A 17,305-nucleotide genomic window follows, 5' to 3' on the forward strand; every position below is an offset into this window, starting at 1 on the left:
ACCGGTAGTGGCCCGCATGACCAGGAAAGCCATCCTGGAGAAACTGCCGGCCAAGGACTTCATGCAAGTGCACCGCTCCTTCATCGTGCCCCTGCGCAAAGTGGACAGCGTGAGAAACAAGATCCTTTTCATCGGCGGTGCCGATATTTCCATTGGTGGTATTTACGAGGCCAATTTCTGCGCCAGTTTTCCGCTTGAAACCCGTAAATACTTTCTGCTTGTATTCCTAAAACAAGCCTTAAAATGGCCTTTGGCTGACTGAGAAAAGGGTTTGAAACTAAATCAAATTCATCTGAAGTACGCACCCAATAAACCGGATACGGCTACGTTTCCAGTATGCCTTTCAGGCACAAAAGAGTTTGTTCATTGTGAGATGCCGTTCGTTCCTGTACGGCTTTCACATTCTAAATAAGAGCCCGGGACCTTTCCGGGCTTTTTTTCTGAAAACAGGTTCAAAACGCCTGCACCAGAAACCTCCTCAAAAGCAAGTCCCGTTTCCGGCTTCCTTTCTATAAAAGAAGCCGAAAACGGGACTTTGCTGTTTACACCCCTTAGCTGAAATTTGACGCTAGGGTCTGGCTCCTGGCTTAAAGGCCTACAGATATACTATTGCAAGGATTGGCAGTACTCGTAAATGGAGGCCAGTTCCTTATCAGTGTATTGGGCAGTCATTTTCCAGGGCATGTTTTCGTTTTTCAGGACCTTGCCCTCGGGAGTTTTACCAGTCCGCAGGGTATGCATAAACTGCGCCTTGGTCCACTTACCCACGTTCCCGGTGCGGGTGATGTTGGCCACCGGCGGATAACCGGGCGCCACCGGATCGCCGCCCTTCAGGTTGGCGCCATGGCACCCGCTGCAAGGCACCGCCAGGTATTTGCCCATGGCCACGCCTTCCAGGGTATCTACATGCGTCACCATCGGCAGGGCATGGTCAATCTTCTCTACTGACAGCAGCGGCATCTTATCTAAGTACGCCATCACTTTCACCACAGGCCCAATATCTGAGGCAGGCAGCTCTTTGTGCACGGGAGGCAGGCTCTGGCAATAGGCAATGATGGCCGCCATGTCCTGCGCCGAGAGCAGGGTGGTTTCATGCGAAGGCATGAACAGCAGCGCCTGCCCGTTGGCATCTACCCCGTGCCGAAGAGCCCTCATCCAATCGGTGGTGGTATAACTGGCGGGTAAGCCCCCTTTGCCTTTGGTGAGGTTCGCCGACACCAACCTTCCCAGTGCCTTGTCATCTATCATGACCTGTCCGCTCATATCAGCCCCGTGGCAATCTTTGCAGCCCTTGATGGCCGTAAGGTGCGCTCCTTTGGCTAGCAGGGCACTATCCTGTTTTATTTCCAGCTTTTCGGGGGCAAAAGAATACTTCTTCTCCATGCGGTGCCCTATGTTGAAAGACACGTACAAGTAAACAAGGCCGAGCAGTAGGAGAACGGAGCCAAGGACCACGCCGGTCCATTTCAGGATTTTCTTGAACATGATCTGGATATGGTTTCAGGTGGAGTGACCTGGCCGGAAAAACGACAGCTGTGCTTCCCGGCCTTTCCTTCAAAGACCAGGAAATCAGCCCTTTCCCCTACTTTACCCAGCACTTTTTTCAACCACTGCCCGGCTCCAGGTAAAAGACATTGCTGTGCGCAACTGAGATATGGGATTATTCTGGGGACAGAAAAATATCTTTCAATAAATATTGAAAGTTTGAAAACTTCTTTATATTTGAGCCATGGAATTAGCAGAGGCGAAGCAGAAGTTCATAGAGGCGTGGGGCAAGCTGGGCTCTGAGTGGGGCATTAACCGCACCATGGCCCAGGTACACGCGCTGCTGCTTATTTCCCCCGAGGCGCTCACCACCGAGCAGGTCATGGAACAGCTGCAGATTTCCCGCGGCAACGCCAACATGACCCTGCGCGACCTCATCAACTGGGGTTTGGTGGAGAAACAGCACCGCAGCGGCGAGCGCAAAGAGTATTTCTTCGCCGAGAAAGACGTCTGGACCATTGCCCGCCAGGTGGCCAAGGAACGCAAGCGCCGCGAGCTGGAACCCGTGCTGAAACTCCTGGGCCAACTACAGGAAGTGCAGGGCGATGAGCAGGACCCGGAGTACCAGACTTTCAAGACCTCGGTGACTGATATCAACAAGCTGGCATCCAACGTGGACAAAACTCTGGAGACCATGCTGAAAGCGGAAGAGAACTGGTTTTTCGGCTCAATTTTCAAGCTGTTCAAGTAGCGGCTATTTTTTTATCCAATATGTTTCATTTTTTTCTGAAAGTTCAATACAAATCATTCACCTTAAACCACTACTTCTATGAACTACTTTATCCTCACCTACACCATCTATCTCCTCACCAGTATCGCGCTCACCGTTTGGGTGGCCCGGGTCTTGTTCAACAACGGCCGCATCTTTCTGGTGGACATTTTCCACGGCAACACCCCGCTCGCCGACTCTGTGAACAAACTGCTGGTGGTGGGCTTCTACCTCATCAACATCGGGTACATGACGCTGGCCCTGAAAGAGGTGGGCACCATCACCTCTGTGCAGGCGGTGGTGGAAGTGCTGAGCTATAAAGTAGGCTGGATCATCCTTATTCTGGGCGGCATGCACTTCCTCAACCTCACCATCTTCTTTAAACTCCGGGCCCGCGCCCAGAGCCAACTGCAACCCAACGTGCAATAGCCATGGCAAAGATCATTCTGGCCGGAGGCAGTGGCTTCCTGGGCCAACTGCTCACCCAACATTTTACCGCCCGCGGCGATGAAGTCATTGTGCTCACCAGAAAACCTACCAATGCACAGTCCGATGCCCAACAGGTGTACTGGGACGCCGCCAACCCAGGCGATTGGGTCCAGCACCTGGAGAACGCCGAGGCACTTATCAACCTCACCGGCAAAAGCGTGAACTGCCGCTACCATGAAAAGAACAAACGCGAGATTATCTCTTCCCGCGTGAACGCGACGCTGGTGTTGGGCGAGGCCCTGCAGAACCTAAAGAACCCGCCCAAACTCTGGATCAACGCCGCCTCCGCCACCATTTACCGGCACGCCTTGGATCGTGCCCAGGATGAACTTACCGGCGAGCTGGGCCAGGGTTTCTCCGTGGAGGTCTGCCAGCAGTGGGAAAGCGCGTTTTTCGCCCAGAAAACCCAGAACACCAGAAAAGTAGCCTTGCGCATTGCCATCGTCCTGGACAAAGCCGGCGGGGTCATGCCTTACTACCTGAACCTGGCCCGTTTCGGGTTAGGTGGCCGGCAGGGCAATGGCTTGCAGTGTTTCAGTTGGATCCATGCCCAGGACTTGATCGGGAGCATAGAATTTCTCATGCGAAACCCAGAACTGGAAGGCGTCTTCAATCTTGCGTCCCCGCACCCGGTTCCAAACCACCACTTCATGCGCACCGTACGGCAGGCTTTGCGCGCGCCCATCGGGTTACGGGCCACCAAGTGGATGCTGGAGATAGGCGCCCTGGTGCTGGGCACGGAAACCGAGTTGCTCCTGAAAAGCCGCTGGGTGGTGCCCACCCGGTTGTTGCAGGCTGGTTACGTCTTCAACGTCCCCACCATAGAGAAAGCGGTGCCCTTGTGTGTGTGGAAGAACGGTTTAAGGGCTGATTTTGGTAAAACAAGGTAAAAACATCCGGCCGGTTCTGGGGTTCAGTCAGTGGTATCTTTCACTTCTTCGTGCATGAAAAAGACTTTCCTTACGGCAGAATGGCGCAAGCTCATCATGGTCAATTATGCCATAGATGCCCAAGTGCTCCAGAAGTACCTGCCGCCCCATACCCAACTGGATCTTTGGAACGGGACCTGCTACGTGAGCCTGATCGGCTTCATGTTCCTGAACACCAAAATCAAAGGAATCAGAATCCCGTTTCATACCGATTTTGAGGAGGTGAACCTGCGCTTTTACGTGAAGTACCCAGAGGCAGGCGTGTACAAACGAGGCGTGGTGTTCATCAAGGAGATCGTGCCCAAAACGGCCATCACGTTGGTTGCCAACGCGCTGTACAAGGAACATTACGTGACCATGCCCATGCAGCACTCCTGGGATTTGCGCGAAGACGCCCTGGCCATAGAATACCGCTGGAAAAAGCAGGATTGGTACCGCCTGGGCGTAGTGGCCCAACCTACGCCCCAGCCTTTGGCGCCCGGCAGCGAGGAAGAATTCATCACGGAGCATTACTGGGGTTTTACCACCAGAGATGAACACACCACCACAGCGTACGAGGTTGCGCACCCGCGATGGGAGATGTATCCGGTAACGGAGTACCAGCTTTCCGTGGATTTCACCGCGCTGTACGGCCCGGATTTCGATTTCCTGAACACGGCCTCGCCCCGCTCCGTTTTCCTGGCAGAAGGCTCCGAGATCCTCATCAAAGAAGGAGGCGTTCTGAGAAGCTAAGCCTGACACAAAGGGTGAGAATCAGAAAAGCCGGAGGAAAGCAACCTACATCCGTTTACCGGCTCTTTTCTACAAAACAGGCCCAAAACACTAAAGGTGCTTACCGTTTGAAGTACACCCTGAAGGTAGAGCCTTTGTCTTTCTCACTTTCCACTTCTATGGTGCCGCCGGCGTTTTCCACGATGCGTTTCACAATGTAGAGCCCGATGCCGGTGCCCTCTACGTGGTCATGCAGGCGCTTGAACATGGAGAAGATCTTTTTGTGGTCGGTGGTTTTCAGGCCCAGGCCGTTGTCTGTCACGGACAGCACCAGGTAGCCCGGCACCTCTTCCGTTTTGATCTTGATTTGGGGCGTGCGGTGAGGCGACCGGTATTTGAGGGCGTTGCTCACCAGGTTATACACGATGCTGCGCACGTTCTTAGCGGAGAAATTGACCGTGGAGTTAAGCGCGAACTCGGTTTCCACCTGGGCATTGGTCGCGTTGATGGTGTTCTCAAAGTCCAGGAGCACGTCTGCCACCACTTCGGGCAATTCAAGGGAGGCAATGTCTTCGCCGGCTTCGCGCTGGATCTTGGCCACCTCGGTTAAGTCGGCCACGGCGCGTTTGAAGCGGGTCACGGAGGCATCCATGAGGCTGAGCACCCGCTGCACCACTTCCTGCTGCCGGATATCGGGGGGAAGGTACTCCACCAAGGTTTCTATCAGGCCCTCAATGTTGGAGATGGGGGCCTTAAGGTCGTGTGAGGCGGAGTACACAAAGTTATCCAGGTCGGCGTTGATGGCACGCAGCTCGGCGTTCATGGCTTCAATCTCCCGCCGCGCCTCCACCTGCTCCTTAATGCCTATGGCAATGGCGATTACCCCAATGATGGTTCCCTTCCGGTCACGCATGGGGTGGTAGACAAAGCTGAAGTACATGGGCTCCAAGACGCCGTTGCGCTCCAGCATCACCTCCAGCTCATTGTTGGAGTAGGGAACGCCCGTGTAGAACACCCCGTCCAGCAGTTCTTTGATGCCCTGGTTGCGGACCTCGGGCAAAGCATCCAAGATAGGTTTGCCTATCACGTCGGCGTGTCGTTTGCCCCAGAGCTCACAGATGCCGGGGTTGGCCAGTTCCACCACGTGCTCGGGGCCGCGCAGAATACAGATGGCCACTGGGGCCTGCTGAAACAGCTCACTGAGCTCGTTCTGCCGCCGGACGGCTTCCTCGCGGGCCCGCACGCTGGCAATTGAAGAGGCAATCTGGCTGGTGAGCAGTTCATGGAAATTCTGGTACTCGGTATCATACTCCAGCATCGGGCTGATGCCCGACACGAAGAACCCCAGCAGACTATCTTGCCCAGGCAGGTAAATGGGGAGAATGACCGCACTTTTGGCTACCGGCTGCGAAGCGGAGCTCTGCGCCGGCAACTCGTATTGGGAAAGGTCATCCAGCACCAGGCGTTTGCGGGAATCCCGCACCTTTGCCAGCGGCCATTCATTGTGGGCCTCGTGCGCCAACAGCTTCACAGACGGCGACACCTGCGGCACCACTTTCCCGGACTCGCCTAAGAGCAGGGCCTCGGTTTCAGGGCGGTTCAAAAGGTAGATCTGGCTGAAGGGGATATCGCTTTCGTTCTGGGCCAGCAGGTCGCAGGTGGTCTGGCAGGCCTGCTCCAGCGTCTGGATTTGCGACAGGGCATCGGCGATGTCTTTGAGGCATTTGAGCCGGCGCTGCCCCAGAATGGTACTGGTTTCCTCAGAACAGGCGCAAAACACGCCCGCCACTTTCCCGGCGTCGTCAAAGGCAGGACTGTAGGAGAACGTCCAGTAAGTCTCTTCCAGAAACCCCTTGCGGTCCATGTCCAGCCGGAGGCCTTCGGTATAGAAAGGCTCACCACCCGCCAGAATGCTTTCGGCAATGCCACCGATGTCGCTCCAGATCTCGGCCCAGATTTTCCTGGCCGAGGTACCCAGCGCCCAGGGGTGTTTCTTGCCCAGGGCGGGCAGATAGGCGTCATTGTGGAAGGCGTACAGGTCCTTAGACCACCAGATAAACATGGGGAAACCCGAGTTGAGCAGCAGCCGGATGTTGGCTTTGAGGCTCTGCGACCAGCCGTCTGGGTTCCCCAGCGGATGCGCTTCCCAGTCATACCCCCGCATGAGGGCACCCATTTCTCCTCCGCCCTGAAAAATGGTTAACGCGTTTGAGGTGGGGGCGTCTTGGAAGGCGTCTGGCATAATGCGGTGGTGGTTAAAGACATTCAAATTCATTTCCCGCAGCCAAGCCGCAGGCACCTTTTCACAGGCGATAGTAGCAATACGGACAAAGCACAAGAAAGGCTCTCCTGTTTCTGCGGCCCTAAGGCCACGTCTTGAAAAAGGAAAAGGAGCCCCAGGGTTTTAGGGCTCCTTTTACAGAATAAGGCTATAAATAGTTACAGAAAACGCAGCCTAAACCCAGGTGAATTTCGGGCCACCTGAACCGCCGCTAGAACCGGAAGAAGGTGTTGGTGCCGCCTACCTTGCCCCCGAAATTGCGGATGTTGTAGGTGAACGTGAGCAGCACGTAGCGGGTGAGCACCTGCGTCTGGAAGTCTTCCACAAAGTTCTCCCGGATGCTGCGGTACGCGCTGATGTTCTGGTCCAGCAAATCATACACCGATAGTTTCAACTGGGCCCGGTCGTTTTTCATGAACAGGAACGTGACACCGGCATTGAGGCGGCTTACGTCTTTCCGGATGCCGGGCGCTACGTTGGAGTTGTTGGTGTAGTCAAAGGTGGCTTCCCACACAATGCGTTTGGGCACGCGCACCACCACGCCGGTTCTGGAGGTTCTGGTGAAAAAGCTGATGTCTTGGAACGCCTCGTCTTCATACACGCTGCGGCGGCGGCCCAGGGTCAAAGACTCGTTGAACTCAAACTTGTCATTGAAGTTCATGCGCGCGCTCAGGCTAGGGTTCACGGAGATGTTCTGCCCGTAGCTGCGGATGTCATTGAGAATGATGAGCGTTTTCGTGTAGTTCATCCACATGGAGGCCGTCAGGGAGAACTGCTTTTTGCCATCAAACTTCCAGTCTTTGGAGATATCAGTGTTGGCGTTCATCTGCCAGTTGCCATCGGTGTTCACGGGACGGGTGGTCTGCAGGCCGGTGGTCTCGTCCAGGGTTCTGGCGCGGGTCACGGCATCGCGGCTGATACTCCCGGAGAGGTACGCCCAATAGTTGATGGAGCGCTTGGTGTCAAACTTGCGGAAATGCAGGTTCAAAGAGTTGGAGATGGTGGGCGCCAGCTCGGGGTTCCCGTACTGGATGAACAAAGGGTTGGACTGGTCGGTGACGGGTTGCAGATCAGCGGCGGAGGGCTCCCGCACGTTCACGTTGTAGCTGAGGTTGAATTCTTTCCAGTTCACCGTGAGCGACGGAAACGCATAGAAATACTCCTGTTTAATGGGCTGCAGTTTCTGGAAGGCGTTGTCAATGTTGAGCAGCGTAAACCGCACGCCCGGCTGCAGGGTCAGGTCTTTGATCTTCCACTTCACGCTGGTGGTCACGTAATTGCGCCAGCCGCTTCTTTCCACCTCGTCAGACAGCTCGGGGAGCAGCACCGAATAGCCTTGCCCTTCAGAGGACAGGTTGAAGGTGTTCACCAGGTTTCGGTCTTTGAAGAACTCTGAGTTCACGCGCACCACCCCGCTCAGCGCCTTACTGAAAGGCTCTGTGTAGGAAAAGGACGTGTTCACGCCGGTGTTGGCCACCACGTTGTCGCGGAGCTGGTCCAAGGTCTCTGTATAGGGGTTGGTGCCCGTAAAGTAACTTTCTACCCGGTAGTACTGGTCCTGGTCGCCGTCATTGAAGTTGTAGGTGCCGTAGAAGTTGAATTGGCGGCCTTTCTTCCTGCGCGAGCTGCGGTCAAAGGAGAGATTCCCCGAGAAAGTGGTGGTGGTGTTTTCCAGCAGCTGCTGGTTATCGCTGGTGTTGAGCAGTTCATAACCGCCCCTGAACGTGTTGGTGAAAAGCCCCTGGTTAGACGCACTCCGCGCCAGCACCACGCTGGGCGAGAAACTGAGATTGGTCAGCGAGTCTATTTTCCAGTCCAGGCGGCCGCCCAGCCGGTGGTTGCGGCTCTCGCTGTCCTGGTTTCTGGTGCGGCGCGAGTTGATGGTATCGGTCTCCAGGTGCTGCGCCGAGTTCACCAGTTGGTTCAGGTCAGAATCAATGCCCCCGAAAAAGTACTGCAGGTTCAGTTTCACATCGCCTTTAAGCAACGTGTTGAAGTTTCCGCCCGCGCCGGAAGAACGTTGGATCCCGTCTTCGGTACCCCCAAAGGAAATCCCGTTCACGGCAAACCCGCCATCGCTCCGCACCATGATGGTGTTCATGCCGCTGCGGTTAAAGCCCCCGATTCTGGAAATGTCCTCAAAACCGAAGGCCGGTCTGTTGAGGTTATTGGAGTAGCCCAGCAAACTGATCTGGGTGGTGTCCCGGAAGACGTTGAGGATGCCCCCGCCTTCGTACCGGCGGTCTGAGCCCGTGCCCGCGTACACTTTCCCGAACGCGCCCTGTTTGATGCCTTTCTTCAGCTTGAGGTTGATGACCTGCGGAATCTCGTTTACCGGCAGATCGGGGTCTTTGCGCAGGGCATCTGGGTCGTTCACCACCTGTACTTTCTCAATCATATCGGCGGGCAGGTTGCGCGAGGCCACCTTGGGGTCGTTCCCGAAAAACTCTTTCCCGTCTACCAAAATCTTGTTCACCGCCTTGCCGTTCACCGCAATGTTCCCGGAACCATCCACGCTTACGCCCGGCAATTTCTTCAGGAGGTCTTCCAGCAGCGCCGTAGGCAGCGTTTTGAACGAGTTTGCGTTGAACTCCAGCGTGTCTTTGCGTACCACAATGGGCGGCGCCTCAGAAAGGATCACCACCTCGCCCAGCAGGTTGTCTGACTGCGTCATCTCCACCTGTCCCAGGTCCATCTCCCGGTTCTCCGGCGACAGCGTGAACTCCTTCCTATACACCTTGAAGCCGGTCATGGTAATCACGATGCGGAGTTTCTGGTTCAAGGCCAAGCCCGGCACCTTGAAATTTCCCTTGTCATCGCTCACCCTAAAGGTCACCAACGTGGTATCCTGGGCGGTGTAAACGGCAATAGTGGCGTAAGACAAGGCCTCTTTGTGGGTAGCATCCCAGAGTTTCCCTTTCACCTCGCCTTTCTGGCCTTGGGCGAAAGCACCCGTCGCCAGGCAGACAAAGAAGAGGAACAGAACAGCAGGTAAAAATGACTTCATGTGGTGGAGTAAGGGGGTGAACAATGGGTTAAGGTGCAAAAGAGAATCCCGGCGAAATGCTATGCGATATAATGTTAAGCAAATAAAGCTGAAGCATCGGACTGCTCAATGCACATTTAACATAGTTTAACATTTGATTAAGCCTATTTCCTGGCAAGAGATTGCCGGAATGATTCATTCTGTTTAAAGCCTGATTTTTAAGAAATAGCCCTGAAACAAACCGCGTCATGTCAGCTTCGCTCGCGTGAAATTCCTGTGCCCGGCTATGCTCTATTTCATAAGCATTGAAGGAGATTTTGCAGTAAGTGGCACTTGCTCTGTTAAAAGTTGCAGCCCATAATAGAATCCGCTCCTTTTTTGGCCTCATGTAAAAAGAGGTCTCAACCTATTGGAAAAACACAAAAAATTCTTTAACATTACCTAACCCTATCCTTTCACTAACCCTTCAAGCATATGTCAAAGAAGAGCATTATGGTCTTGTGTTTGGTTGCGACACTGTCTGCCCAGGCACAAACCCCTAAGAAGGCTACCCCGGCCAAAAAAACTACCTCCATGGAAAAGACGGGCCAGACGAAGATGGTAGAAAAGGTAACCCGCAAGGGCAGCGAGCTGGTCATTCCCTACGAGAAATACCGGTTGCCCAACGGCCTCACCGTGGTGGTGCATGAAGACCACTCAGACCCCATCGTGCACGTGGACGTGACCTACCACGTGGGCTCGGCCCGTGAGGAAGTGGGCAAATCTGGTTTCGCGCACTTCTTTGAGCACATGATGTTCCAGGGCTCAGACAACGTAGGTGATGAAGAGCACTTCAAGATTGTCTCCCAAGCGGGCGGGGATTTGAACGGCACTACCAACCAAGACAGAACCAACTACTTTGAGACCGTGCCCTCTAATCAATTAGAGACGGCGCTTTGGCTAGAGGCCGACCGCATGGGCTTCCTGCTGGATGCCGTGACCCAACGCAAGTTTGAGGTGCAGCGCGAAACCGTGAAGAACGAGCGTGGCCAAAACTACGACAATCGCCCCTACGGCCTAGTGTATGAGAAAAAAGCTCAGGCGCTGTATCCATACGGCCACCCGTATTCCTGGACCACCATCGGGTACATTGAGGACCTGAACCGCGTAGACGTGAATGACCTCAAGAACTTCTTCCTGCGCTGGTACGGCCCCAACAACGCCACGCTGACCGTGGGTGGTGACGTGACGCCGGCGCAAGTGGTGAAACTGGCCGAGAAGTACTTCGGCTCTATTCCGCGGGGCCCCGAGGTGAAGAACATGAAACTTCCGGCCCCGGTACTGGCCCAGGACCGTTACATCTCTTACGAGGACAACGTGCGCTTCCCCATGGTGCAGATGACCTTCCCTACCGTGCCCAACTACCACCCAGATGAAGTGCCGCTGGACGTGCTCTCAGAAATCATTGGCGGCGGCAAAAACTCCATCATCTACAAGAACCTGATCAAGTCGCAGAAAGCCGTGCAGGCCAACGCGGGTCACCCGTGCTCAGAACTGGCCGGTGAGTTCACCTTGACCGCGCTACCTATCCCCGGCAACTCGCTCGCCGATATGGAGAAAGAACTGCGCAACGCCTTCGCTGAGTTTGAGAAAAGAGGTGTCACCGATGATGACCTGGAGCGCTTCAAATCTGGGTACGAGGCCAACATGATCAACAGCCTCTCTAGCGTAGCCGGCAAGACTTCTATCTTAGCCGCTTACCAGACCTTCACCGGCAACCCCAATTACCTCACCAACCAGCTCAAAGCGAACCGCGCCGTGACCAAAGAAGATGTGCTGCGCGTGTACAACAAGTACCTCAAAGGCAAGCCGGCGGTAATCCTGAGCGTGGTGCCCAAAGGCAAGCCCGAGATGGTGGCGAAAGCCGATAACTTCAAAGTAGACCCCGACGGCTACCGCGCACCCGCCGACCAATACGCCGGCCTCAAGTACGTGAAAGCCAAAGACACCTTTGACCGCAGCAAACGTCCGGCTTCCGGCGCCAACCCCGTGATCAAAGTGCCGCCTTTCTGGAAAGACAACCTGGCCAACGGCATCAAGGTGATTGGCGCCAAGAACAGCGAAGTGCCCACCGTGACCCTGCTGTTCACCCTGCTGGGAGGCCATAAACTAGAGGCGCATGATCCGTCCAAAGCCGGCATTGCTTCCCTCACTGCTGCCATGCTCAATGAATCTTCTGAGAAATACACCGCCGAGGATATTTCCTCCCAACTGCAGAAACTGGGCAGTTCCATCAACTTCGGAAGTGGCACCGAGACCATGACCGTATCGGTGTCTTCTCAGGTGAAAAACCTGGATGCCACCCTGGCCCTGCTGGAAGAGCGCATGCTGCACCCCCGCTTTGACCCCGCCGACTTCGACCGCCTCAAGAAACAACGCCTGGAGGCCATCAAAAACCAGAGCACCCAGCCCACCGTGGTGGCGAACAACGTCTTCAACAAAATGCTCTACGGCGAAGGCCACATCAAAGCCGTGCCGGTCATAGGTACCACCGCCACCGTGGAGAGCCTCAACCTAGACGACGTGAAGAAGTTCTACGCGAACTATTTCTCGCCCAGCGTAACCAACCTGGTGATTGTGGGCGACGTGGAGAAAACCCAGATTATGCCTAAGCTGGCCTTCCTGAATAAATGGGCCGCCAAGCCCGTGAACATTCCGGCAGAGCCGAAGGTGGCCAACATAGACAAAACCAAAATCTACGTGGTAGACAAAGACAAGGCCGCGCAGTCTGAGATCCGGATCGGGTACATGGCCTTGCCGTATGACGCTACCGGCGATTACTACAAAGCCACGTTGATGAACTACGTGTTGGGCGGGGCCTTCAACAGCCGCATCAACCTGAACCTGCGCGAGAACAAAGGCTACACCTACGGTGCCTGGTCCTACTTTTCCGGCTCTGAGGCTCCCGGTCCTTTCACCGCCGCAGCCGGCGTCCGGACCAACGTCTCAGACAGCTCGGTGGTGGAATTCATGAAAGAGATCAAGCGTTTCCGGGAAGAAGGCATCACCGATGAGGAACTGGACTTCATGCGCAGCGCCATCGGGCAAAGCGACGCCCTCAAGTACGAGACCTCTTTCCAGAAAGCGTCTTTCCTCAACAACATGCTCCGCTACAACCTAGACGCTGACTATGTGGACAAGCAGAACCAGATTCTGAAAACCATCACCAAAGAGGAGATCAACGCCCTGGCCAAGAAGTACCTGCCTCTGGAGAAAATGAACATCATGCTGGTGGGCGACAAAGGCTCCATCAAACCCGGCCTGGAGAAACTGGGCTATGACGTGGTAGAGCTTGACCCAGACGGCGCGCCCATCCTGGCCAAAGCCGATGCCCCAGCCGTTACCGCTGAGCCCAAGAAAGCAGAACCGCTCAAAGGCCGCAAAGCTAGAAAAGAAGGTCGTGTCTTCTAAACCGGCAAAGTCATTCTCTCTGCTTCGTTTTGGGTCGATTTAGGAAAAATCAGGTCCAAAACGCCTTCGCAAACTTTACAAGGAGCCCGCCTTCATCAGGTGGGCTTCTTTGTTTCCAACCGCGTCATGTTGAAAGAAAGTGGAAAGACGCACTATACTTGATATTCGGAAATGTAAACCCACCCCTACCCCTCCGAGGAGGGGAATTCTCAACAAAAAAGCAAAGCCGCTTCACTCACCCTAAAACCTGGTTCAAGTTTTCAACTTGGACCCAAAATGATCGGAAGTTTGAAACTTCCGTGAGGCGAAAGCCTCAAAAGGAGCGTTCCGAAACTATATTATACCTCAGATGAATAGATTGAAAAAAGAGTAAATCGAAGACCTGCTTCTGCTAAGAGGAATTCCCCTCCTGGGAGGGGTAGGGGTGGGTTTGCGGGCCATTTTCCAGAAAACATGACCAAAACACGAGACCGGCTGCTCCCCATTTCAGGGCCATTTTCATGAAAACGGCCGGAAAGCGCTCTGGTCACGGCAAGCCAGAATGGGGCCTTCTGCCACTTGCCATCCTTCATCAAGAAACTACCAAGTGAACCTTCCTACAGCCTTCTGCCGGAAAACTTAACCCCAGACGATTTTTAGGATGAGGCTGCCGGTTATTCACCAAAGGGCGGTTATATTTAAGGGCATCATCCTTACCAATCTCTTCTTCCATGCGGAAAACAGTCTACCTCGCCCTACTGCTCGCGGCGGCATCGCCTTGGGCGCAGGCCCAGCAGAAACAGAAACCCAAAGCTGCCAAAACACAGGAAACCACGCCCCAAGATTACTTCAAAACTGTGAAGTGGCGCAACATCGGGCCGTTCAGGGGTGGGCGATCGGTGGCGGCCTCGGGCGTGGTAAACAACCCCTTGGTGTATTTCATGGGCACCACCGGCGGCGGATTATGGAAGACCGAGGACGCGGGCCAGAGCTGGTTCAACATCTCAGACGGCTTTTTCAAAACCAGTTCGGTGGGCGCGGTATCCGTGTCTGAGTCGGATCCGAACGTGGTGTACGTAGGCATGGGCGAGCACGCGCCGCGGGGTGTGATGACCTCGTACGGCGATGGCGTGTACAAATCGGTGGACGGCGGTAAAACCTGGACGCACTTGGGCCTGGACCAGACGCGCCATATCTCTGGCATCAGCATCCACCCTACTAATCCTGATATCGTGTACGTGGCGGCGCAGGGTGCTTTGCACGGCCCCAACGCCGAGCGCGGCGTGTACAAATCAGTGGATGGCGGCAAGACCTGGAAGAAAACCCTGTTTGTGGATGAGAACTCCGGAGCCGCCGATCTGAGCATGGACCTGAACAACCCTCGGATTTTATATGCCGCTACGTGGGACCACCGCCGGTTGCCGTGGGAAGTGCGCAGCGGCGGCAAAGGCAGCGGTCTGTACAAATCCATGGACGGTGGCGAGACCTGGAACAAAATCCAGAACGGCCTGCCGGCGGAGTTGGGCAAGATTGGCGTTTCCGTTTCCCGGGTAAATTCTGATAAAGTGTTTGCGTTGGTGGAGAGTGACACCCAGAAAGAGCAGGGCGGCCTGTTCGTGAGCAACGATGGCGGGCAGCACTGGAACCGCGTGAGCAAAGACCACCGGCTTACCCAGCGCGCCTGGTACTACATTGAAGTCTTCGCCGATCCGCTGCAGGAAAACACGGTCTACGTGCTCAACGGCCCCGGCCTGAAATCCACCGACGGCGGTAAGACCTGGAGCCAGCTCCGCGGCACACACGGTGACTACCACGGACTCTGGTTCAACCCCAAAAACAGCCAGAACATGGTTATTGCCAATGACGGCGGCGCGGCGGTGACCTTCAACGGCGGCAAGATCTGGTCTACCCAGAACAACATGCCCACGGCCCAGTTCTACCGCATCAGCGCAGACAACCAGTTCCCCTACAACATCTACGCCGGACAGCAGGACAACAGTTCGGTGAAGATCGCGAGCCGCAATTTATCTGGTGGTAGCATCGGAGAGCGGGACTGGACCTCCAGCGCCGGCGGCGAGAGCGCCTTCCTCGCCTTTGACCCCAACAACCCGCGCTACGTGCTGGGCGGCAGCTACCAGGGCACCATCGAGGTGCTGGACACGGAACTCAAGGAAGGCAAACCCATCATGATCGCACCCATCCAGTACATGGCCCTGCAGCCGAAGGATATGAAATACCGCTTCAACTGGAACGCGCCCATCATCCACTCCGCGCACGAGAAAGGCACCTTCTACCACGCCGCCAACAAGCTGTTCAAGACCACCGATCTGGGCAAAACCTGGGAAGTGGTCTCCCCTGATTTGACCCGCCATGACGAGAGCAAAATGGGCTGGAGCGGCACGCCGTACACCAATGAGGGCGCCGGCGGCGAGAACTACGGCACTATCTCCTACGTGATGGAATCTCCGCTGGAGAAAAACCTGCTCTGGACCGGCTCCGATGACGGCTTGGTCTACATCACCCGCGATGGCGGCAAGAACTGGAAAAACGTGACGCCTAAAGGCCTGGAGGAATGCCTCATCAACAGCATTGAGGTATCGCCGCACGAAAAAGGCACCGCCTACATCGCCACCACCCGCTACAAGTTCAACGACTTCACCCCTGCCATTTACAAAACCACTGATTACGGTAAAACCTGGAAAAATATCTCTAAGGGTATTCCGTACGGAGCCTTCACCAAAGTAGTGCGCGAAGACAGCCAGCGTAAAGACCTGCTGTTCGCCGGCACCGAGACCGGCCTGTACATCTCGCACGATGGCGGCAAGGGATGGATCAACTTCCAGGGCAACCTCCCTGTCACGCCCATCTCAGACCTGAAAGTCCACCAAAACGACCTCATCGCCGCCACCCAGGGCCGCTCCTTTTGGATTCTGGATGACCTGAACATGCTGCGCGAGTTGAATAGAAAACCATCAGCACAGGCCCTGCACCTGTTCCAGCCTGAGGATGCCTACCGCGTATTCGGGGGCAGCGCCCTGGACCAGGAACCCGAGGAGGAAACCAGCAACTACGGCAAGGCCAGTTTTACGGGTACCAACCCGGCCAGCGGTGTGGTCTTCTACTACCAGGTTCCGGCCGGCTTCCAGAAAGACAGCACATTGACATTGGAGATCCTGGATAGCCATGGCAAGGTAATCCGAAGCTACAGCAACCAACCCGATAAGACGTACGTGGGCTATTTGGGCGGTCCGGACGAGGAACCTACGCTGCACACCAAAGTCGGCCTGAACCGCACTGTGTGGGACCTGCGCCATGCCACGCTGCCGGGCGTGCCCCCGGTGTTCATTGAAGGCAGTTACCAGGGCCGCAAAGTAGCCCCGGGCACCTACCAGGCACACCTCAAAATGCACGGTCAGGAGAAAACGGTTTCCTTCAAAGTACTAGCAGACCCAAGGCTCAAAGCCACCGACGCAGAATACCAGCAGCAGCAGACCATGCTAGCCGCCGTGGAGCAGGACGTGAAAGACATTCACCTAGGAGTGCAGCAGATGCGCAAAGCCAAAAACCAAGTCTCCTCCCTGCTCACGCTGCTAGATGGCAAACCCAGCTACGGAAAGATCCAGACCGAAGGCAAGGCGCTTATCAAGAAGATGGATACCTGGGAAGATGAATTGGTGCAGAACAAATCACAGGCCACGGATGACGTCATCAACTTCGTGAACAAACTCAGCGCCAACTACCTCTTCCTGAAAGGCGAGCTGGACGTAAGCATCCCCTACATAACCCAAGGCCAACAAGAACGCCTAAAGGAATTGCAAACCGAGTGGCAGAAGCACAAAGGCCAGATGACCGAGCTGGTGCAGAAAGACATATCCGCTTTCAACCAACTTTGCCAGCAGGCGCAACTGCAGAAAATCACCGTGCTGTAGGTTTTATCCTGCGGCACTAAGAAAGGGAGAGAAGCCACTGGTTTCTCTCCCTTTCTCATTCCTCTTCCTCCCTGTCACCCCGAGAAAGTAACACCGTTTAATAGTTGTATTAATTTCCACGCATTTCGTCCCCCTTTGAAGGGGGTAGGGGGATGACCACTCGTGCAGATAATTGTATTCTCGTGTATTCCCGGTCTTTGTAGGGGCAATCCCTTGTGGTTGCCCTTTTGTGAGGAGCACCATTGAAGCATTTGCATGTAGCAGACGCTTTTAGTTTTTCACCCGGCTTTGTCATCC

The 17,305-nt window shown here is 55.1% G+C and carries 10 protein-coding genes; 7 read left to right on the top strand and 3 right to left on the bottom strand.

Going from position 1 to position 17,305, the window contains the following annotated elements:
• Positions 1 to 16 precede the first annotated feature (16 nt).
• Positions 17 to 262, top strand: coding sequence for a LytTR family transcriptional regulator DNA-binding domain-containing protein (locus FOA19_RS05195; protein ID WP_149089704.1), 246 nt, complete (start codon positions 17 to 19; stop codon positions 260 to 262).
• Positions 263 to 606: 344 nt separating this feature from the next.
• Here the strand turns inward: FOA19_RS05195 and FOA19_RS05200 are convergent, their stop codons facing one another.
• Entirely contained in the window at positions 607 to 1,485 is an 879-nt protein-coding gene (locus FOA19_RS05200) for a c-type cytochrome (RefSeq protein WP_149089705.1), read from the bottom strand.
• 244 nt (positions 1,486 to 1,729) lie between these two features.
• On the opposite strand from FOA19_RS05200, the gene FOA19_RS05205 reads away from it, so the two are divergent.
• The 4 genes from FOA19_RS05205 to FOA19_RS05220 all read left to right on the top strand — a co-directional run bounded on the left by FOA19_RS05205 (position 1,730) and on the right by FOA19_RS05220 (position 4,404).
• Positions 1,730 to 2,236 carry a GbsR/MarR family transcriptional regulator gene (locus FOA19_RS05205; RefSeq protein ID WP_149089706.1) on the top strand — a complete coding sequence of 169 codons (507 nt, stop codon included), beginning with the start codon at positions 1,730 to 1,732 and terminating at the stop codon, positions 2,234 to 2,236.
• Positions 2,237 to 2,314: 78 nt separating this feature from the next.
• A complete protein-coding gene (locus FOA19_RS05210) occupies positions 2,315 to 2,683 on the top strand; it encodes a hypothetical protein (protein WP_149089707.1) in 369 nt (122 codons plus the stop codon).
• Between the two features lie 2 nt (positions 2,684 to 2,685).
• Entirely contained in the window at positions 2,686 to 3,633 is a 948-nt protein-coding gene (locus FOA19_RS05215) for a TIGR01777 family oxidoreductase (RefSeq protein WP_149089708.1), read from the top strand.
• 54 nt (positions 3,634 to 3,687) lie between these two features.
• Entirely contained in the window at positions 3,688 to 4,404 is a 717-nt protein-coding gene (locus tag FOA19_RS05220) for a YqjF family protein (RefSeq protein WP_149089709.1), read from the top strand.
• A gap of 100 nt (positions 4,405 to 4,504) precedes the next feature.
• Here FOA19_RS05220 and FOA19_RS05225 read toward each other — a convergent pair whose 3' ends face one another.
• A complete protein-coding gene (locus FOA19_RS05225) occupies positions 4,505 to 6,625 on the bottom strand; it encodes a sensor histidine kinase (RefSeq protein ID WP_223808742.1) in 2,121 nt (706 codons plus the stop codon).
• Positions 6,626 to 6,875: 250 nt separating this feature from the next.
• Positions 6,876 to 9,671 (bottom strand): TonB-dependent receptor, encoded by a 2,796-nt coding sequence (locus FOA19_RS05230; RefSeq protein ID WP_149089710.1) that lies wholly within the window; start codon positions 9,669 to 9,671, stop codon positions 6,876 to 6,878.
• A 552-nt stretch (positions 9,672 to 10,223) separates the two neighbouring features.
• Between FOA19_RS05230 and FOA19_RS05235 the strand changes: the two genes are divergently transcribed.
• Both FOA19_RS05235 and FOA19_RS05240 read left to right on the top strand, forming a co-directional pair.
• Complete coding sequence (locus tag FOA19_RS05235) at positions 10,224 to 13,100, top strand: M16 family metallopeptidase (RefSeq protein ID WP_223808804.1); 2,877 nt, start codon at positions 10,224 to 10,226, stop codon at positions 13,098 to 13,100.
• A 710-nt stretch (positions 13,101 to 13,810) separates the two neighbouring features.
• Positions 13,811 to 17,008: a VPS10 domain-containing protein gene (locus FOA19_RS05240; RefSeq protein WP_149089712.1), complete on the top strand. Its 3,198-nt coding sequence runs from the start codon at positions 13,811 to 13,813 to the stop codon at positions 17,006 to 17,008.
• The last annotated feature ends 297 nt before the right edge of the window (positions 17,009 to 17,305 follow it).

Origin of the sequence: Rufibacter hautae, assembly GCF_008271695.1 — a bacterium.
Lineage (GTDB): Bacteria > Bacteroidota > Bacteroidia > Cytophagales > Hymenobacteraceae > Nibribacter > Nibribacter hautae.